The organism is Bacteroides sp. AM41-16 (assembly GCF_003603495.1).
GTDB lineage: Bacteria > Bacteroidota > Bacteroidia > Bacteroidales > Bacteroidaceae > Bacteroides > Bacteroides uniformis.
In genome coordinates this window covers 28,951-46,749 of record NZ_QTNE01000022.1, presented here as the reverse complement: position 1 = coordinate 46,749, position 17,799 = coordinate 28,951, and the positions used below count along the sequence as shown (strand labels likewise).

The following is a 17,799-nucleotide window of genomic DNA, read 5'->3' as shown; positions in this document are numbered from 1 at the left end:
ATGGGAATTATTATTAAACCGTTAGTGACAGAGAAGATGACTGCAATTACTGATAAGACGAATAATCGTTTCGGCTTTATCGTGCGTCCTGAAGCTAATAAACTGGAAATTAAGAAGGAAGTTGAAGCCCTTTACAACGTTACAGTAGTTGATGTGAATACAATGAAGTATGCCGGCAAAAACAAGAGCCGCTATACTCGTGCCGGTATCATCAACGGACGTACGAATGCGTTCAAGAAGGCTATCGTTACGTTGAAAGAAGGAGATACTATTGATTTTTATAGCAATATTTAATAAAAATGGCAGTACGTAAATTTAAGCCCACAACACCGGGGCAAAGACATAAAATTATTGGTACTTACGAAGAGATTACTGCACGGGTACCAGAAAAGTCTCTTGTATTTGGTAAGAAATCTTCAGGTGGTCGTAACAACGAAGGTAAGATGACTATGCGCTACATCGGTGGCGGTAGTAAGAAGATTATTCGTATCGTAGATTTCAAGAGAAATAAAGACGGTGTGCCTGCAGTGGTTAAAACAATTGAATACGATCCGAATCGTTCGGCTCGTATCGCTTTGTTGTTTTATGCAGATGGAGAAAAAAGATATATTATTGCTCCCAATGGATTGCAAGTTGGTACGACTTTGATGTCAGGTGAGACTGCCGCTCCGGAAATCGGAAACGCACTTCCGCTTCAGAATATTCCGGTCGGTACTGTAATTCACAACATCGAATTACGTCCGGGACAAGGCGCTGCCTTGGTTCGCTCGGCTGGTAACTTCGCTCAGTTGACTTCTAGAGAAGGTAAGTACTGCGTTATCAAGTTGCCTTCAGGTGAGGTTCGTCAGATCCTCAGTACTTGTAAGGCTACTATTGGTAGTGTAGGTAACTCAGATCATGGATTGGAAAGTTCAGGTAAAGCTGGACGTTCTCGTTGGTTAGGACGTCGTCCGCGTAACCGTGGTGTTGTTATGAACCCGGTTGATCACCCGATGGGTGGTGGTGAAGGACGTGCTTCAGGAGGACACCCGAGATCTCGTAAGGGATTGTACGCTAAGGGTCTTAAGACAAGAGCTCCGAAGAAACAATCGTCTAAGTATATTATTGAGAGAAGAAAGAAGTAATCTGATTAATTGAGTAAATTATGAGTCGTTCATTAAAAAAAGGTCCGTATATTAACGTTAAGCTTGAGAAGAAAGTGCTTGCCATGAATGAATCGGGCAAGAAAGTGGTAGTTAAGACCTGGGCCAGAGCTTCAATGATTTCGCCTGATTTCGTAGGCCATACTGTTGCAGTTCACAACGGAAATAAATTTATTCCTGTTTATGTTACCGAAAATATGGTAGGACACAAGTTGGGCGAATTTGCTCCAACTCGTACTTTCAGAGGACACGCTGGTAACAAGAAAAAATAAAACAGGATTTATCTGAAATAATAAAGTAATAATATAATGGGAGCAAGAAAAAAAATATCGGCTGAAAAAAGAAAAGAAGCCCTTAAGACCATGTATTTTGCGAAATTGCAAAATGTTCCTACTTCCCCCCGTAAAATGCGTCTCGTGGCTGACATGATTCGCGGGATGGAGGTGAACAGAGCACTCGGCGTTTTGAAGTTCTCTTCAAAAGAGGCTGCCGCAAGAGTGGAAAAGTTGCTGCGCTCTGCAATTGCTAACTGGGAGCAGAAAAACGAACGTAAAGCTGAAAGTGGCGAGCTGTTCGTAACCAAGATTTTTGTTGATGGTGGTGCTACACTCAAAAGAATGAGACCGGCTCCGCAGGGTAGAGGTTACAGAATTCGTAAACGTTCAAACCACGTAACGTTGTTCGTTGGTTCTAAAAGTAATAACGAAGATCAAAATTAAGGTAAATGGGACAAAAAGTTAATCCAATAAGCAACCGTTTAGGAATTATCAGAGGATGGGATTCCAATTGGTATGGTGGAAAGAATTACGGCGATTCTCTGCTGGAAGATAGCAAGATTCGTAAATATTTGAACGCTCGTCTGGCAAAGGCTAGTGTGTCAAGAATTGTAATTGAACGTACACTGAAACTCGTGACTATTACCGTTTGTACTGCACGTCCGGGTATCATTATCGGCAAAGGTGGCCAAGAAGTTGACAAGTTGAAAGAGGAGTTGAAGAAGGTTACTGATAAGGATATTCAGATTAATATCTTCGAAGTTAAGAGACCAGAGTTGGATGCTGTTATCGTGGCTAACAACATTGCCCGTCAGGTTGAAGGCAAAATAGCCTACCGTCGTGCCATCAAGATGGCTATTGCCAATACAATGCGTATGGGTGCGGAAGGTATCAAGATTCAGATTTCAGGACGTTTGAATGGTGCAGAAATGGCCCGTTCTGAAATGTATAAGGAAGGAAGAACTCCGTTGCACACTTTCAGAGCAGATATCGACTATTGTCATGCAGAAGCATTGACTAAGGTTGGTCTTCTCGGCATTAAAGTTTGGATTTGTAGAGGTGAAGTTTATGGTAAGAAGGAGTTGGCTCCGAACTTTACGCAAAGCAAGGAAAGTGGTCGTGGAAGCAATAGCGGAAACAATGGCGGAAAGAACTTCAAAAGAAAGAAAAATAATCGCTAACGAATTTGATTTTTAGGAATTATGTTACAACCGAAAAAAACAAAATTCAGAAGACAACAAAAAGGCCGTCAAAAGGGTAATGCCCAAAGAGGAAACCAGTTGGCTTTCGGATCTTTTGGTATTAAGGCCTTGGAAACGAAATGGATTACAGGCCGTCAGATTGAAGCTGCGCGTATTGCAGTGACAAGATATATGCAACGTCAAGGACAGATTTGGATTCGTATTTTCCCCGACAAACCTATCACCAGAAAGCCTGCTGATGTGCGTATGGGTAAGGGTAAGGGTGCGCCGGAAGGATTCGTAGCGCCTGTTACACCGGGTAGAATTATTATCGAAGCCGAAGGAGTATCTTATGAAATCGCTAAAGAAGCTTTGCGCTTGGCTGCACAGAAGCTTCCTATCACAACTAAGTTTGTGGTTAGACGTGATTATGATATTCAAAATCAAAATGCGTAAGAAGTATGAAAACAGCAGAAATTAAAGAGATGCCTACCAGTGACTTGGTAGAAAGAGTTGAAGCAGAAGTAGCTAATTACAACCAAGTGATTTTAAATCATTCTATTTCTCCTTTGGATAATCCTGCTCAGATCAAACAATTACGCAGGACTATTGCGCGTATGAAGACTGAATTACGCCAAAGAGAACTTAACAATAAATGATGAGCTTGATGGAAGCAAGAAATTTAAGAAAAGAAAGAACTGGGGTTGTGCTGAGCAACAAGATGGATAAGACCATTACAGTAGCAGCTAAGTTTAAGGAGAAACACCCCATATATGGTAAGTTCGTTAGCAAGACGAAGAAGTACCATGCTCATGATGAAAAGAATGAGTGCAATATCGGCGATACTGTACACATCATGGAAACTCGTCCTTTGAGCAAGACTAAGAGATGGAGATTGGTAGAAATAATTGAAAGAGCTAAGTAATTATGATACAAGTAGAATCCAGACTTACAGTATGTGATAATAGTGGGGCAAAAGAGGCTCTCTGTATCCGCGTTTTGGGTGGTACAGGTCGTCGCTATGCTTCAGTAGGGGACGTGATTGTCGTTTCTGTTAAGAGCGTTATCCCTTCAAGTGATATTAAAAAAGGTGCAGTGTCTAAAGCTTTGATCGTACGTACTAAGAAAGAAATCCGTCGTGCTGATGGCTCTTACATACGTTTTGATGATAATGCTTGCGTGTTGTTGAACAATGCAGGTGAAATTAGAGGTAGTCGTATTTTCGGTCCGGTAGCTCGTGAACTTCGTGCTACTAACATGAAAGTTGTGTCACTCGCTCCTGAAGTACTTTAATATTGTAAAAGATTTGAGTAATGAGTAAATTACATATTAAAAAAGGCGATACAGTTTATGTAAACTCCGGTGAAGACAAGGGTAAGACTGGTCGTGTATTGAAGGTTCTTGTTGATAAAAACCGCGCAATCGTTGAAGGTATCAACATGGTGTCTAAGAGCACAAAACCGAATGCTAAGAACCCGCAAGGTGGTATTGTGAAGCAAGAAGCTTCTATCCACTTGTCAAACTTGAACCCCGTTGATCCAAAGACTGGCAAAGCAACGCGTGTTGGTAGAAAAGTAAGTGCTGAAGGCACTTTAGTGCGTTATTCTAAAAAATCAGGAGAGGAGATTAAGTAATGAGTAATACTGCTAGCCTTAAGAAAGAATATGCAGAGCGTATTGCGCCTGCATTGAAATCACAGTTCCAGTATTCTTCTTCTATGCAGATACCCGTACTTAAGAAGATTGTTATCAATCAGGGTCTGGGTATGGCTGTTGCCGACAAGAAGATTATTGAAGTGGCAATTAATGAAATGACTACTATCACTGGCCAGAAAGCCGTGGCAACCATTTCTCGTAAGGATATTGCAAACTTTAAGTTGCGTAAGAAAATGCCGATTGGCGTTATGGTAACTTTGCGTCGTGAGAGAATGTACGAATTCCTTGAAAAGTTGGTTCGTGTAGCTCTGCCTCGTATCCGCGACTTCAAGGGTATTGAAAGTAAGTTCGATGGTAAGGGTAACTATACCCTTGGTATTCAGGAACAAATCATTTTCCCTGAAATTAATATCGATAGTATTACTAGAATTCTCGGAATGAATATTACCTTTGTAACCTCTGCGCAAACAGATGAAGAAGGGTATGCCTTGTTGAAAGAATTCGGTTTACCGTTTAAAAACGCTAAAAAAGATTGATAATATGGCAAAGGAATCAATGAAAGCACGCGAAGTAAAGCGTGCTAAATTAGTAGCCAGATATGCCGAGAAAAGAGCTGCGTTGAAGCAAATCGTTAGAACCGGTGATCCTGCTGAAGCTTTTGAAGCTGCACAGAAATTGCAGGATTTGCCTAAAAATTCTAACCCGATTCGCATGCACAACCGTTGCAAGCTGACAGGTCGTCCCAAAGGATATATCCGTCAGTTTGGCATCTCCAGAATCCAGTTCCGTGAGATGGCTTCTAACGGTCTTATTCCCGGTGTAAAGAAAGCAAGCTGGTAATTATTGTTTTTAAATATTGTCAGGGTAGGCCTGATTAATTTAATTTATTTTTTATATGACTGATCCAATAGCAGATTATTTGACGAGGTTGCGGAACGCTATTCAAGCGAAGCACAGAGTTGTGGAAGTTCCGGCTTCTAATTTGAAAAAAGAAATCACTAAGATTCTTTTTGAAAAGGGCTACATTCTTAATTATAAGTTTGTAGAAGATGGTCCTCAAGGTACAATCAAAGTTGCCTTGAAGTATGATCCGGTAAACAAGGTTAACGCAATCAAGAAGCTGGAGAGAATCTCTTCTCCGGGTTTGCGTCAATATACCGGTTATAAAGACATGCCGCGTGTTATTAATGGTTTGGGTATTGCTATAATATCTACTTCCAAGGGTGTAATGACCAACAAAGAAGCCGCTGAACTGAAGATTGGTGGTGAAGTTTTGTGTTATGTATATTAATAGGAGGAATTAGCAATGTCAAGAATAGGAAAATTACCCATTAGTATTCCCGCTGGAGTAACAGTTACTCTGAAAGATGACGTGGTTACCGTTAAGGGACCCAAAGGCGAAATGAGCCAATATGTAAATCCTGCTATCAATGTTACCATCGAAGACGGTCATGTTGTTTTGGCTGAGAATGAAAATGCAATGCTGGATAACCCCAAGCAAAAGCATGCATTCCATGGATTATACCGTTCATTGGTGCACAACATGGTTGTTGGTGTATCAGAAGGATATAAGAAAGAATTGGAACTTGTCGGTGTAGGTTACCGTGCCTCTAACCAGGGAAATATCATTGAACTGGCTTTAGGTTATACTCACAGTATCTTTATACAGTTGCCTCCTGAAGTTAAAGTTGAGACTAAGTCTGAAAGAAACAAGAATCCTTTGATTATATTGGAATCTTGCGACAAGCAGTTACTTGGTCAAGTTTGCTCTAAAATACGTTCTTTCCGTAAGCCTGAACCGTATAAGGGTAAGGGTATTAAGTTTGTTGGCGAAGAAATTCGTAGAAAGTCTGGTAAATCAGCTGGTGCTAAATAATCATTTAAATTGATATTATTATGACAACAAAAATAGAAAGACGAATTAAGATCAAATATAGAGTACGCAACAAAATTTCAGGTACTACTGAATGCCCGCGTATGAGTGTATTTAGAAGTAACAAGCAAATCTATGTTCAGATTATCGATGACTTGTCCGGTAAGACATTGGCTGCCGCTTCTTCGTTGGGTATGACTGAAAAAATGCCTAAGAAGGAACAAGCTGCTAAAGTAGGTGAACTGATTGCGAAAAAAGCTCAGGAAGCAGGTATTACTACTGTTGTTTTCGACCGTAATGGTTACTTGTATCATGGGAGAGTAAAAGAGGTGGCTGATGCTGCCCGTAACGGTGGACTTAAATTTTAATCATTATGGCAGGACTTAATAATAGAGTTAAGATTACAAACGATATAGAGCTGAAAGACAGATTGGTTGCTATTAATCGTGTAACCAAAGTAACCAAAGGTGGTAGAACTTTTAGTTTCTCTGCTATTGTGGTAGTAGGAAACGAAGAAGGCATCATCGGTTGGGGCCTTGGTAAAGCTGGTGAAGTAACCGCTGCTATTGCCAAAGGTGTTGAATCTGCAAAGAAAAACCTGACAAGAGTGCCTGTACTGAAAGGTACAGTTCCTCACGAACAGTCTGCAAAGTTCGGTGGCGCTGAAGTATTTATTAAACCGGCTTCTCACGGTACTGGTGTTGTTGCTGGCGGTGCAATGCGTGCCGTATTGGAAAGTGTTGGTGTAACAGACGTTTTGGCTAAGTCAAAAGGTTCTTCCAACCCGCACAACTTGGTAAAGGCTACTATCTTGGCATTGAGTGAAATGCGCGATGCTCGTATGGTTGCCCAGAACAGAGGAGTTAGTATGGAAAAAGTATTTAGAGGATAAGGAGGAAGAATATGTCGACTATAAAGATTAAACAAGTTAAAAGTAGAATTGGTGCTCCTGCTGATCAGAAGAGAACTCTCGATGCACTGGGACTTCATAAGTTGAATCGTGTGGTTGAACACGAATGCACTCCTTCAATTCTTGGAATGGTGGATAAGGTTAAACACTTGGTTACCATTGTTAAGTAATTATTTGTTGAATATAAAACGAATTACAATATGAACTTAAGTAATTTAAAACCTGCAGAGGGATCTACTAAAACAAGAAAGAGAATTGGACGTGGTCCGGGTTCTGGCTTGGGAGGTACTTCTACTAGAGGTCATAAAGGAGCTAAATCAAGATCTGGATACTCTAAGAAAATCGGTTTTGAAGGTGGTCAGATGCCTCTTCAACGTCGTGTACCTAAGTTTGGCTTTAAAAATATCAATCGTGTAGAGTATAAGGCTATCAACTTGGATACAATTCAGAAATTGGCTGAAGCAAAGAACTTGCAGACTGTAGGTATCAGTGACTTCATTGCTGCTGGTTTCATTTCTGCAAGCCAGTTGGTAAAAGTATTAGGTAACGGAACTTTGACTGCTAAGTTGGATGTACAAGCACATGCATTTTCTAAGACTGCTGTTGCTGCCATCGAAGCTGCTGGTGGACAAGTAGTAAAACTCTAATTCAATGAGAAAAGCTATTGAAACATTAAAGAATATATGGAAAATTGAGGATCTGAGACAACGGATCCTCATTACCATATTGTTTGTGGCAATCTACCGTTTTGGTTCGTATGTCGTTTTGCCGGGTATCAATCCGTCAATGCTGACACAATTGCATCAACAGACAAGCGAAGGTCTTTTAGCCTTGTTAAATATGTTTTCCGGAGGAGCATTTTCCAATGCCTCTATTTTTGCATTGGGTATCATGCCGTACATCTCTGCCTCCATTGTGATTCAGTTGCTGGGTATTGCGGTTCCGTATTTCCAGAAATTGCAGCGCGAAGGTGAGAGTGGTAGAAGAAAAATGAATCAATATACTCGTTATCTGACGATTCTTATTCTTTTGGTTCAGGCTCCTTCTTATTTGCTCAATCTTAAGATGCAGGCTGGTCCTTCTTTAAATGCTTCATTAGATTGGACTCTGTTTATGTTTACTTCTACCATTATTTTAGCGGCTGGAAGTATGTTTATTTTGTGGCTTGGTGAGAGAATTACGGATAAGGGTATCGGTAATGGTATTTCGCTGATTATCATGATTGGTATCATCGCCCGTCTGCCACAGTCCTTATTCCAGGAATTGATTTCCCGTATGACGGACAAGACTGGTGGTCTGGTAATGTTCTTGATTGAGCTTGTTGTTCTGCTGGTTGTTATTGCATTCGCTATTCTTTTGGTGCAGGGAACTAGAAAGATTCCTGTACAATATGCGAAGAAGATCGTGGGTAACAAGCAATATGGCGGTGCTAGACAGTATATTCCTTTGAAGGTGAATGCTGCTAACGTGATGCCTATCATTTTTGCTCAGGCTATCATGTTTATTCCTATCACTCTTGTTGGGTTCTCAAATGTAAATGATGCAAGTGGTTTCGTACGTGCATTGACTGATCATACAAGCTTTTGGTATAATTTGATTTTTGCAGTGTTGATTATATTGTTTACGTATTTCTATACTGCAATTACTATTAACCCGACTCAGATGGCTGAAGATATGAAGAGAAACAATGGTTTTATTCCGGGTATCAAGCCAGGAAAGCAAACTGCTGAGTATATTGACGTGATTATGTCGCGTATTACTTTGCCTGGTTCTTTCTTCTTGGCCTTGGTTGCCATTATGCCTGCGTTTGCCGGTATATTCGGTGTGAAAGCTGAGTTTGCTCAATTCTTTGGCGGTACATCTTTGTTAATCCTTGTGGGTGTGGTGCTTGATACTCTCCAGCAGGTAGAAAGTCATTTGTTGATGAGACACTATGACGGTTTGCTGAAATCCGGACGTATTAAAGGCCGCAGTGGTAATGTAGCTGCATATTAATCTTTTTTGAAGAATGATATTTCTTAAAACAGAAGATGAAATAGAGCTGCTCCGCAAGAGTAATTTGCTTGTTGGAAAGACGTTGGCTGAGATAGCTAAGGTTATAAAGCCCGGAGTGACAACAAAAGAGCTGGATAGGGTGGCGGAAGAGTTCATCAGAGACAATGGTGCTGTTCCAACCTTTAAAGGTTTTCCTAATCAATATGGCGATCCGTTTCCAGCTTCTATTTGCACATCTGTAAATGACCAGGTGGTACATGGTATTCCGGGAGATGATGTGGTACTGAAAGATGGTGATATCGTGTCTGTTGATTGTGGTACTTACATGAATGGCTTTTGTGGCGACTCAGCCTATACGTTTTGTGTAGGTGAAGTTGACGAAGAAGTCCGCAAATTACTGAAGGTTACTAAAGAAGCATTGTACATAGGGATACAGAATGCCGTTCACGGCAAGCGGTTGGGTGATATCGGTTATGCGATACAGCAGCACTGCGAATCTAATTCTTATGGTGTGGTGCGTGAGTTTGTGGGTCACGGAATAGGCAAGGAAATGCATGAAGATCCTCAGGTTCCCAATTACGGAAAGCGTGGTTATGGGACAATGCTGAAGAAAGGCTTGTGCATTGCCATTGAACCGATGATAACTTTAGGTAACCGACAAATACTCATGGAGCGTGATGGCTGGACGGTGAGGACAAAAGACCGCAAGTGTGCAGCTCATTTTGAACATACGATAGCAGTCGGCACTGGTGAAGCTGATATATTGTCATCATTCGAGTTCATTGAAGAAGTATTAGGAGATAAAGCAATTTAAGAAATTAATATGGCAAAGCAATCTGCAATAGAACAAGATGGAGTTATAGTTGAAGCATTGTCTAATGCAATGTTTCGTGTTGAATTAGAAAACGGACATGAGATTACTGCACATATTTCCGGTAAGATGCGGATGCATTACATCAAAATCCTGCCAGGGGATAAAGTAAGAGTCGAAATGTCTCCTTACGATTTATCGAAAGGAAGAATTGTATTTAGATATAAATAAAATTAAGATATGAAAGTAAGAGCATCCTTAAAGAAACGTACGCCAGAGTGTAAGATCGTTAGACGTAATGGCCGTTTGTATGTTATTAACAAGAAAAATCCTAAGTATAAACAACGTCAAGGATAATATTATTATTTTTGCAAAAAAAATAATTTAGTATATGGCTATAAGAATAGTTGGTGTCGATTTGCCTCAAAACAAGAGAGGTGAAGTTGCGTTGACCTATGTATATGGTATAGGTCGTAGTAGTTCAGCAAAAATTTTGGATAAAGCAGGTGTTGACAGAGACCTGAAAGTAAAAGACTGGACGGATGATCAGGCTGCCAAGATTCGTGAGATCATTGGTGCAGAGTATAAGGTTGAAGGTGATCTTCGTTCTGAAGTTCAATTGAACATTAAGCGTTTAATGGATATCGGTTGCTATCGTGGTGTTCGTCATCGTATTGGTCTTCCAGTAAGAGGTCAGAGCACAAAGAACAATGCCCGTACTCGTAAGGGTAGAAAGAAAACCGTTGCTAATAAGAAAAAAGCTACTAAATAATAATTGTTGATATGGCAAAAAAAACAGTTGCAGCAAAAAAGAGAAATGTGAAGGTTGATGCTAATGGACAGTTGCATGTTCATTCATCTTTTAACAACATTATTGTTTCTCTGGCAAATAGCGAAGGTCAGATCATTTCTTGGTCTTCTGCCGGAAAGATGGGTTTTAGAGGTTCAAAGAAGAACACTCCCTACGCAGCACAGATGGCTGCTCAAGATTGTGCTAAGATAGCATACGATCTTGGCTTGAGAAAGGTAAAAGCATATGTGAAGGGCCCGGGTAACGGACGTGAGTCTGCTATTAGAACTATCCACGGTGCAGGTATCGAGGTTACTGAAATCATTGACGTAACTCCGCTTCCGCACAACGGTTGTCGTCCTCCGAAAAGACGTAGAGTTTAAAATTTACCTTTAATAGAAGTGAGACTTGATTTTGTTATTGGATTGTAAACTTTCTCTCTGCAATCGCGGCTGCAACAAACCCAAGTTCATGAATAAACAATTAAATATTTAAAAGAAATGGCTAGATATACTGGACCAAAATCAAGAATAGCCCGTAAATTCGGTGAAGGTATCTTTGGAGCAGATAAAGTATTGTCAAAGAAGAACTATCCTCCCGGACAGCACGGTAATTCCAGAAAGAGAAAGACTTCTGAATACGGTGTTCAACTTCGTGAGAAACAGAAAGCCAAATATACTTATGGCGTTTTGGAAAAACAATTCCGCAACTTGTTTGAGAAGGCTGAGACTGCTAAAGGTATTACTGGTGAAATCCTTCTCCAATTGTTGGAGGGTCGCCTTGACAATATCGTATTCCGTTTGGGTATTGCTCCTACTCGCGCAGCTGCTCGTCAGTTGGTGAGCCACAAGCACATTACTGTAGACGGTGAGGTTGTGAATATTCCTTCTTATGCAGTGAAACCGGGTCAGGTGATCGGTGTTCGTGAAAGATCCAAATCATTGGAAGTTATCGCTAATTCACTGGCTGGCTTTAACCATAGCAAATATCCTTGGTTGGAATGGGATGATAACTCTAAGGTAGGCAAATTGCTGCATGTACCTGAAAGAGCAGACATTCCTGAAAACATTAAAGAGCATTTGATCGTAGAATTGTATTCTAAATAATAATTAATTTCATGGCGATATTAGCATTTCAAAAACCTGATAAAGTATTAATGTTGGAAGCGGACTCTAGATTCGGAAAATTCGAATTTCGTCCGTTGGAGCCCGGTTTCGGTATTACCGTGGGTAATGCACTGCGCCGCATCCTGCTTTCTTCATTGGAAGGTTTTGCTATCACTACTATCAAGATAGACGGTGTTGAGCATGAATTTTCCAGTGTTCCGGGGGCAAAAGAGGATGTTACTAACATTATCTTGAATCTGAAACAAGTGAGATTCAAGCAAGTAGTTGAAGAATTCGAGAGTGAGAAAGTAAGTATTACAGTCGAGAATTCAAGTGAATTTAAAGCAGGTGACATAGGTAAGTATTTGACTGGATTTGAAGTGTTAAATCCTGAATTAGTTATTTGTCATTTAGATTCAAAGTCGACTATGCAGATAGATATTACGATCAACAAAGGTCGTGGTTATGTTCCTGCTGACGAAAACCGCGAATATTGCACCGATGTGAACGTAATTCCTATCGATTCTATTTATACTCCGATACGTAATGTGAAGTATCAGGTAGAGAACTTCCGTGTAGAGCAGAAGACCGACTACGAGAAACTGGTACTTGAGATTACTACCGACGGTTCCATTCATCCGAAAGAAGCCCTGAAAGAAGCTGCAAAGATTCTGATTTATCACTTCATGCTTTTCTCTGACGAGAAGATCACGCTGGAAACAAATGATGTTGACGGCAATGAAGAGTTTGATGAAGAAGTATTGCACATGCGTCAGTTGCTGAAGACCAAGCTCGTTGATATGGATCTCTCTGTACGTGCCCTCAACTGTCTGAAGGCTGCAGATGTAGAGACTCTTGGTGACTTGGTACAATTCAACAAGACGGATTTGCTGAAATTCAGAAACTTCGGAAAGAAATCGCTTACCGAGCTTGATGATTTGCTGGAAAGTCTGAATCTGTCGTTTGGAACTGATATTTCTAAATATAAATTAGATAAAGAATAAAAAATGAGACATAATAAGAAATTCAACCATTTGGGTCGTACTGCCTCTCATAGAAACGCTATGTTGGCTAATATGGCGTGTTCTTTGATTAAGCACAAAAGAATCACTACGACCGTTGCAAAGGCTAAAGCTTTGAAGAAGTTTGTTGAGCCTTTGATTACAAAGGCTAAAGACGATACGACTAATTCCCGTCGTGTTGTATTTAGCAATTTGCAAGACAAGTATGCTGTAACTGAATTGTTTAAAGAAATCTCTGTGAAGATTGCTGATCGTCCGGGTGGTTACACTCGTATTATCAAGACTGGTAACCGTTTGGGTGACAATGCTGAAATGTGCTTCATTGAACTCGTTGACTACAACGAAAACATGGCTAAGGAAAAGGTTGCCAAGAAGGCTACTCGTACCCGCCGTTCAAAGAAAGCTGCTGCTACTGAAGCTACTCCTGCTGCAGAAACTGCTGCACCAGTTGCAGAAGCTCCTGCTGCTGAGGAAGCTAAAGCTGAATAATTCAACTATTCTTTTTATATATAGAAGCCGTTCCAATTTGTTTGGAGCGGCTTTTTATTTCCTATAAATCATCCAAGAAACATTAAAAGATGTGTGCATTAAACAAATTCCTGAAAGAAACTGTTATATTTGCACATAGATATGGCTAAATTCTTAAGATTCATAGGATTCATGGTGCTTGCATTGGCTTTATGGCAGACTGTAAGCGATACATTTGCCAATAAAGCGGCGAGTGGTGGGAATGTTGTGAGTGAGAATACTATTGCCGTACATGAGCAGACTGATGCCTATATTGCGATGCCTCAATTGCCTTATCTGCCGGATGCAGAGCTGGCGGGCATGGGTGGACAATTACATTCGCTGACGTACTCCCGTATACAGCGCATTTCTACCACGGAATATATATTTTCTTTAAAGGACTGGATTGACAAACTGGCCCAGCGAGCGGCTGTTTTGTCTCTGCATCGTGAGAAACTCTATGATGCCACTGCCTATTATCGTTGCCAGCCGGTGTGCGAATATTACATTTTCACACTAAGGCGTATTCTCATTTAGTGTTTTATTGAATCTTCCTTTTTCCCTTGTGTATGGTCAGACTATGTGTTTTTGCAGGGGAATACTGTATTTTCTATTTCTAATAAATTCATTAAAACATATTATAATTATGGCAACTCAAACTATTGACGCAACTCTTTTTGCGTCTTCACATCCCGATATTGTAAAGCGTACCAGTGTTTCAGGACTTATCTTTTCAGTAGCTATGCTGCTGGTCGGTGTTTTTATTTTTGCATCCATTTTTGAGATGAGTGATAAATCTTCCACTCTCAGCATGGCTTTGATGGTGCTGGGTACGGCATTCGTCTTGCTTGGCGTGTTCCGTCTGTTTTGGAAATCGAAGGAAGTGGTCTATTTGCCGACGGGCAGTGTGACCAAGGAACGCAGTGTTTTCTTCGATTTGAAATATTTGGGCAAACTTACAGATATGATTGAGAATGAACAGCTGAATGGCGAGACTGAAATAAAAAGTAGCGGCAGTGGAAATGTGCGCATGGATGTCATGATTTCGCAGGACAATAAATTTGCGGCTGTACAGTTGTATCAGTTTGTGCCTTACACGTATACTCCGGTAACTTCCGTACGCTATTATACGGGTAGCGATGCGGTTGCAGTATCTACTTTCCTGGAGAAATGTAAAACAGCATAATCAGTCAAAGAGTTAGACTTGACTTTAACTGTGGTGGGGATTAGTCGGCAACGGCAATCCCCATTTTTTTCATCAGGAAGCAGGCGTTCATATTCTGGGCGATGCCTGGGCGCAAGCGGTAGGAGAAGGTCAGTTCATTGTCTGTAATGTCTGCTTCGAAGCGATAGTTGCGGATGTCATCGGGGAAGAGGTCGATGAGTGTTCCCAGCAGCAGGTCGTGGGTGGCAATGATGCCATTGGCCTGCAAAGTCATGAATTGCTTGATAAGGGCAAAGGAGCCTTTCTGCTTGTCCATGGAGTTGGTACCTTTCAGAATTTCGTCGAGGATGATGAAAAGCTCCTCACCAGCCTGCAGCTTGTCTATGATGAGTTTCAGACGTTTGAGTTCGGCAAAGAAGTAGGACTCGTTGTCGTTCAGTGAATCCGAGGTACGCAGGCTAGTGATGAGCCGGGCCGGGCATATTTCCATTTGGCGGGCACAGACGGGGGCGCCGATGCAGGCAAGGAGGTAATTGATGCCCACCGTACGCAGATAGGTGCTTTTCCCTGCCATGTTGGCGCCGGTGACGATGATGAAAAACGGTCGTTTCACCATGTCGATGTCATTGCGGACACAGCGGTCACGGTTCATCAGCGGATGGCCCAGGGCTTCGGCACGGAGACGGAAGGAGGAAGGGGCATTGATGGGTGCTTCCGTTTCAGAATTGCTTTCTTCTTCTTTATTTAGGTTTCCTTTCCCCTTTCTTTCCGCTTGAACTATCTTTGGGTAAATATAGTCCGGATGATTATAGGTAAATGTTGCCAGTGAGTTGAGCGCATCCATTTGTCCGATGGCATCGAGCCACCCGGGCAGTTCAGCGGCATATTGCTCTTTCCAGGCTTCAATGCGCATGATTTGACGCAGTTCCCAGAAGAAGAGGCCGTTCAGAATGACGTACATAAAGACATTGTTGCGTTGGTCGAGTTCATCCATGAGCTTGTTCAGCCTGCTGATGGAGTGGGAGGCTTTCCGTTTTTCTCCGTCAATCTGTTGTCTTATCTCTTTGAGCAGGGTGGCTTGTGCAGGCTGCTTTTCCATGAGGTGGAGCAGGGCGGCGTAGGTGGAGAGAATTTGCAGTTTTTTGCCATAGATGGCCTGCATCTTGGTGACTTTGCCAGTGAAGCCGAAGCCGGCGATGACGAAGCAGGTCCAGATGATGCCGTAGATACTTGCGGACAGAATTCCTGCCATGACGAGTGCGAGGCAGATGAGGTTGGCTCCCGTCACCAGTACCGGCAGGAGGCGCAGTAATTTCCGGCTCCGGAAGATGCTCGGACTTTCCGCCCATTGGCACAGTTCTGTTTCATCGGCGGCTTTTCCTTTGTACAGCAGGCCGAGGATACGGAAGCGCTGACGGAATTTCAGTTCCGGAGCCAGTTCACTGACGGCTTCTTGTCGGCGGATGATTTCTTCCTTTCTCTCGAGATGTTTCCCCAGCCAGTGGGCGAGGCGGTGTTTCCCGGGCTGTGTGCAGGTACGGTTGATGTACTGGAAAAGGGAATGCGGACCGAAAACATCCAAATCATAGGTGTAGAGATGGGTGGGGTCGATGTATGCTTCGCCGTCATCGAAAGAAGACGTATCGTAATCCAGAGCGGCGAGTTCCTGCTCGTTGATTTCCATCTTCTTTTCCAGATAGTCCTTGCGATGGAACAGCCGGTTGTGGTATTTCATTAAAAATAGGAACGGCAGTAGGGTGATGAGGGCAATGCAGGCCAGTATACCCCAGCTCTCGCTCCAGAAATAGATAATTCCTACTACTCCTGCCACAAATAGCAGCAGGCGCAGGCTGCCGATGCGGTAAATCTTCTGTTGTACTTTATTCAGTTCTTGTCTTGCCTCTTCTGCCGTGTTGCGGTAGACGGCGCTGATTTTATCTATCGTATTTATTTGCTCCATACATGTTAAGTTTAAGGCAAAGATATACATTTCCAATTGTTTTTTCCGCGATTTTTTGTCTACTTCCGATAAAAAATGTACCTTTCGCTCACTAAAACAAAGTTTCAGAAAAGAGGAGGTTGGGATATGAAGAAGAGTTGGTTGTCAGGCGTTCTGATGTTGCTGGCGGTTTTGCCGGCGGTGGCGCAACAGGTAATGTATTCCAATCTGAAAGAGTTGGTGGAGAACCGTGGCGATACGGTTACCACGCTGAAGATTGAGAAGCGTACAAAGAACCAGATTTACCTCATGGGCGGTGCCGATTATCGTATTACGGTAGACGACAATCCCGGTCTTTGCCGTTATTTGAAGTCCCGTTGTTATGCTGTACGGGTAGATACCTCGCTTTATGTCAATTGCCGTAAGATGCGCTATAAGCGTTATCGCTTCGGGCAGTGGTATGCACCTGCCATGTGGCTCGGCGGAAAGGTTTACTTCTGTGCACAGCCTGTGGGACAAGCAGCCACCAGTACCATGACTCCCGATGATGCCACACGATTGGGCGGTGAAGTGGGAGACGCCATCAATGCTTCGGGACTGGTGCATGCCCGCGTCTATTACGAACTGAATCCCGAAACCGGAAAGTCCGAGTTCGTGGGGCGTGAGCGAATGATGCAACTGCTTGCCGGATACCCGACACTGCACGCCGAATTCGAGAAAGAAACAAGCGAGTCGGCAGAGGTCATCGGCAAGTATCTGCGTGCACTCCGTCCATTAATCACTAACCATTAATCATTAATAAGATGATATTATTGCAAGACGTGCCCGATGGGTACGAATACTGCTTTGCGGGTAACGGAAAGTGCCCCAAAGCCTCTTCCTGCCTGCGGGCGATAGCGGCACAACTGTTGTCCGAGAGTGAAGCCCCCCAGCCACAGTCCGTTCGTGCGGTGAATCCTTTTTATGTCAGCAGCTTGTCCGGGTCCTCCACTTGTGCCCGTTACCGCTCCAGCGAGCAGCTGCACTATGCCCGCGGTATGACGCATCTTTTCGACGAAGTACCCACCAAGCTGCTTTTCACCGTGCGCCATCGCGTGATGGGATGCTTCTCTTGCGAACGCTATTACTATCATTGCCGCAAGGGCGAGCGCCCTATCTCTCCCGAAGAACAGCAGCGGATAGCCCGGGTATTCAAAGCAGTAGGCATAGGCACCAAGCCTAAGTTCGACCACTACGAGTATGCGGTAGCTTGGTGACCGGCTGCAAAGTCACTGCACATCTTTTGCAGCGTCACTGCAAACCCGTTGCAGCCGCGCTGCAAAGCAGTTGCAGTATCACTGCAAACGGTATGCAGTGGCACTGCAAAAAGCATGCACTCACTTTGCAGTGAGAAGTCGCTGTTGTTCACGTTGTTACAGTATGAATACA

The 17,799-nt window shown here is 42.6% G+C and carries 32 protein-coding genes; 31 read left to right on the top strand and 1 reads right to left on the bottom strand.

The features are described 5' to 3' along the window. The 29 genes from rplW to DW896_RS17165 all read left to right on the top strand — a co-directional run bounded on the left by rplW (position 1) and on the right by DW896_RS17165 (position 14,453). Positions 1–294, top strand: coding sequence for a 50S ribosomal protein L23 (rplW, locus tag DW896_RS17305; protein WP_005825706.1), 294 nt, complete (start codon positions 1–3; stop codon positions 292–294). A 5-nt stretch (positions 295–299) separates the two neighbouring features. Beyond that, a complete protein-coding gene (rplB, locus tag DW896_RS17300; RefSeq protein WP_005825705.1) occupies positions 300–1,124 on the top strand; it encodes a 50S ribosomal protein L2 in 825 nt (274 codons plus the stop codon). A gap of 20 nt (positions 1,125–1,144) precedes the next feature. Next, the gene (rpsS, locus tag DW896_RS17295) at positions 1,145–1,414 is read left to right on the top strand and encodes a 30S ribosomal protein S19 (protein ID WP_002558070.1); all 270 of its coding nucleotides are present in this window, start codon (positions 1,145–1,147) and stop codon (positions 1,412–1,414) included. A gap of 36 nt (positions 1,415–1,450) precedes the next feature. After that, complete coding sequence (gene rplV, locus DW896_RS17290; RefSeq protein WP_004291236.1) at positions 1,451–1,861, top strand: 50S ribosomal protein L22; 411 nt, start codon at positions 1,451–1,453, stop codon at positions 1,859–1,861. A 5-nt stretch (positions 1,862–1,866) separates the two neighbouring features. After that, positions 1,867–2,598, top strand: a complete 732-nt coding sequence (gene rpsC, locus DW896_RS17285) for a 30S ribosomal protein S3 (protein WP_004291235.1) — start codon at positions 1,867–1,869, stop codon at positions 2,596–2,598. Positions 2,599–2,619: 21 nt separating this feature from the next. After that, positions 2,620–3,054 (top strand): 50S ribosomal protein L16, encoded by a 435-nt coding sequence (rplP, locus tag DW896_RS17280; RefSeq protein ID WP_004291234.1) that lies wholly within the window; start codon positions 2,620–2,622, stop codon positions 3,052–3,054. A gap of 5 nt (positions 3,055–3,059) precedes the next feature. Further along, on the top strand, positions 3,060–3,257 hold the full coding sequence (gene rpmC, locus DW896_RS17275) for a 50S ribosomal protein L29 (RefSeq protein ID WP_005825702.1): 198 nt from the start codon (positions 3,060–3,062) through the stop codon (positions 3,255–3,257). Next, entirely contained in the window at positions 3,254–3,523 is a 270-nt protein-coding gene (rpsQ, locus tag DW896_RS17270) for a 30S ribosomal protein S17 (protein WP_005825701.1), read from the top strand. The genes rpmC and rpsQ overlap by 4 nt, the downstream gene beginning before the upstream one ends. A gap of 2 nt (positions 3,524–3,525) precedes the next feature. Next, positions 3,526–3,891 (top strand): 50S ribosomal protein L14, encoded by a 366-nt coding sequence (gene rplN, locus DW896_RS17265; RefSeq protein WP_005825700.1) that lies wholly within the window; start codon positions 3,526–3,528, stop codon positions 3,889–3,891. 20 nt (positions 3,892–3,911) lie between these two features. Then, positions 3,912–4,232, top strand: a complete 321-nt coding sequence (gene rplX, locus DW896_RS17260) for a 50S ribosomal protein L24 (RefSeq protein WP_005825699.1) — start codon at positions 3,912–3,914, stop codon at positions 4,230–4,232. Further along, complete coding sequence (gene rplE, locus DW896_RS17255; protein ID WP_005825698.1) at positions 4,232–4,789, top strand: 50S ribosomal protein L5; 558 nt, start codon at positions 4,232–4,234, stop codon at positions 4,787–4,789. Before rplX ends, rplE begins: the two co-directional genes overlap by 1 nt. Positions 4,790–4,793: 4 nt before the next feature. After that, positions 4,794–5,093 (top strand): 30S ribosomal protein S14, encoded by a 300-nt coding sequence (rpsN, locus tag DW896_RS17250; protein WP_005825697.1) that lies wholly within the window; start codon positions 4,794–4,796, stop codon positions 5,091–5,093. A 55-nt stretch (positions 5,094–5,148) separates the two neighbouring features. Continuing rightward, entirely contained in the window at positions 5,149–5,544 is a 396-nt protein-coding gene (rpsH, locus tag DW896_RS17245) for a 30S ribosomal protein S8 (RefSeq protein WP_004291226.1), read from the top strand. 15 nt (positions 5,545–5,559) lie between these two features. After that, positions 5,560–6,129 (top strand): 50S ribosomal protein L6, encoded by a 570-nt coding sequence (gene rplF, locus DW896_RS17240; protein ID WP_005825696.1) that lies wholly within the window; start codon positions 5,560–5,562, stop codon positions 6,127–6,129. Between the two features lie 20 nt (positions 6,130–6,149). Further along, positions 6,150–6,494 carry a 50S ribosomal protein L18 gene (rplR, locus tag DW896_RS17235; RefSeq protein WP_005656518.1) on the top strand — a complete coding sequence of 115 codons (345 nt, stop codon included), beginning with the start codon at positions 6,150–6,152 and terminating at the stop codon, positions 6,492–6,494. Positions 6,495–6,499: 5 nt separating this feature from the next. Next, a complete protein-coding gene (gene rpsE, locus DW896_RS17230; protein WP_005825693.1) occupies positions 6,500–7,018 on the top strand; it encodes a 30S ribosomal protein S5 in 519 nt (172 codons plus the stop codon). A gap of 11 nt (positions 7,019–7,029) precedes the next feature. Then, positions 7,030–7,206: a 50S ribosomal protein L30 gene (rpmD, locus tag DW896_RS17225; protein ID WP_004291222.1), complete on the top strand. Its 177-nt coding sequence runs from the start codon at positions 7,030–7,032 to the stop codon at positions 7,204–7,206. Positions 7,207–7,236: 30 nt separating this feature from the next. After that, positions 7,237–7,683 (top strand): 50S ribosomal protein L15, encoded by a 447-nt coding sequence (gene rplO, locus DW896_RS17220; protein WP_005825692.1) that lies wholly within the window; start codon positions 7,237–7,239, stop codon positions 7,681–7,683. Between the two features lie 4 nt (positions 7,684–7,687). After that, positions 7,688–9,031, top strand: a complete 1,344-nt coding sequence (gene secY / locus DW896_RS17215; RefSeq protein WP_005825690.1) for a preprotein translocase subunit SecY — start codon at positions 7,688–7,690, stop codon at positions 9,029–9,031. Between the two features lie 13 nt (positions 9,032–9,044). Beyond that, complete coding sequence (gene map, locus DW896_RS17210) at positions 9,045–9,845, top strand: type I methionyl aminopeptidase (protein ID WP_005825687.1); 801 nt, start codon at positions 9,045–9,047, stop codon at positions 9,843–9,845. 9 nt (positions 9,846–9,854) lie between these two features. Beyond that, entirely contained in the window at positions 9,855–10,073 is a 219-nt protein-coding gene (gene infA, locus DW896_RS17205; protein WP_002558052.1) for a translation initiation factor IF-1, read from the top strand. Positions 10,074–10,082: 9 nt separating this feature from the next. After that, positions 10,083–10,199 carry a type B 50S ribosomal protein L36 gene (gene ykgO / locus DW896_RS17200; protein WP_002558051.1) on the top strand — a complete coding sequence of 39 codons (117 nt, stop codon included), beginning with the start codon at positions 10,083–10,085 and terminating at the stop codon, positions 10,197–10,199. Between the two features lie 34 nt (positions 10,200–10,233). Beyond that, a complete protein-coding gene (gene rpsM, locus DW896_RS17195) occupies positions 10,234–10,614 on the top strand; it encodes a 30S ribosomal protein S13 (protein WP_004291218.1) in 381 nt (126 codons plus the stop codon). A gap of 11 nt (positions 10,615–10,625) precedes the next feature. Further along, positions 10,626–11,015 (top strand): 30S ribosomal protein S11, encoded by a 390-nt coding sequence (rpsK, locus tag DW896_RS17190; protein ID WP_002558049.1) that lies wholly within the window; start codon positions 10,626–10,628, stop codon positions 11,013–11,015. A 117-nt stretch (positions 11,016–11,132) separates the two neighbouring features. Beyond that, positions 11,133–11,738: a 30S ribosomal protein S4 gene (gene rpsD / locus DW896_RS17185; RefSeq protein ID WP_005825685.1), complete on the top strand. Its 606-nt coding sequence runs from the start codon at positions 11,133–11,135 to the stop codon at positions 11,736–11,738. 11 nt (positions 11,739–11,749) lie between these two features. Beyond that, entirely contained in the window at positions 11,750–12,742 is a 993-nt protein-coding gene (locus DW896_RS17180; protein WP_005825683.1) for a DNA-directed RNA polymerase subunit alpha, read from the top strand. Between the two features lie 3 nt (positions 12,743–12,745). Next, complete coding sequence (gene rplQ / locus DW896_RS17175) at positions 12,746–13,249, top strand: 50S ribosomal protein L17 (RefSeq protein WP_005825680.1); 504 nt, start codon at positions 12,746–12,748, stop codon at positions 13,247–13,249. Positions 13,250–13,390: 141 nt separating this feature from the next. Further along, positions 13,391–13,804, top strand: a complete 414-nt coding sequence (locus DW896_RS17170) for a hypothetical protein (RefSeq protein WP_005825677.1) — start codon at positions 13,391–13,393, stop codon at positions 13,802–13,804. 109 nt (positions 13,805–13,913) lie between these two features. Further along, entirely contained in the window at positions 13,914–14,453 is a 540-nt protein-coding gene (locus DW896_RS17165; protein ID WP_005833536.1) for a hypothetical protein, read from the top strand. A gap of 40 nt (positions 14,454–14,493) precedes the next feature. Here DW896_RS17165 and DW896_RS17160 read toward each other — a convergent pair whose 3' ends face one another. Next, entirely contained in the window at positions 14,494–16,392 is a 1,899-nt protein-coding gene (locus DW896_RS17160; RefSeq protein ID WP_119993588.1) for a MutS family DNA mismatch repair protein, read from the bottom strand. A gap of 126 nt (positions 16,393–16,518) precedes the next feature. Here DW896_RS17160 and DW896_RS17155 point away from each other — a divergent pair, with 126 nt between their 5' ends. Further along, a complete protein-coding gene (locus DW896_RS17155; protein WP_317174930.1) occupies positions 16,519–17,163 on the top strand; it encodes a DUF6563 family protein in 645 nt (214 codons plus the stop codon). Between the two features lie 11 nt (positions 17,164–17,174). After that, complete coding sequence (locus DW896_RS17150) at positions 17,175–17,627, top strand: DUF6078 family protein (protein WP_005825667.1); 453 nt, start codon at positions 17,175–17,177, stop codon at positions 17,625–17,627. Positions 17,628–17,799 lie beyond the last annotated feature (172 nt).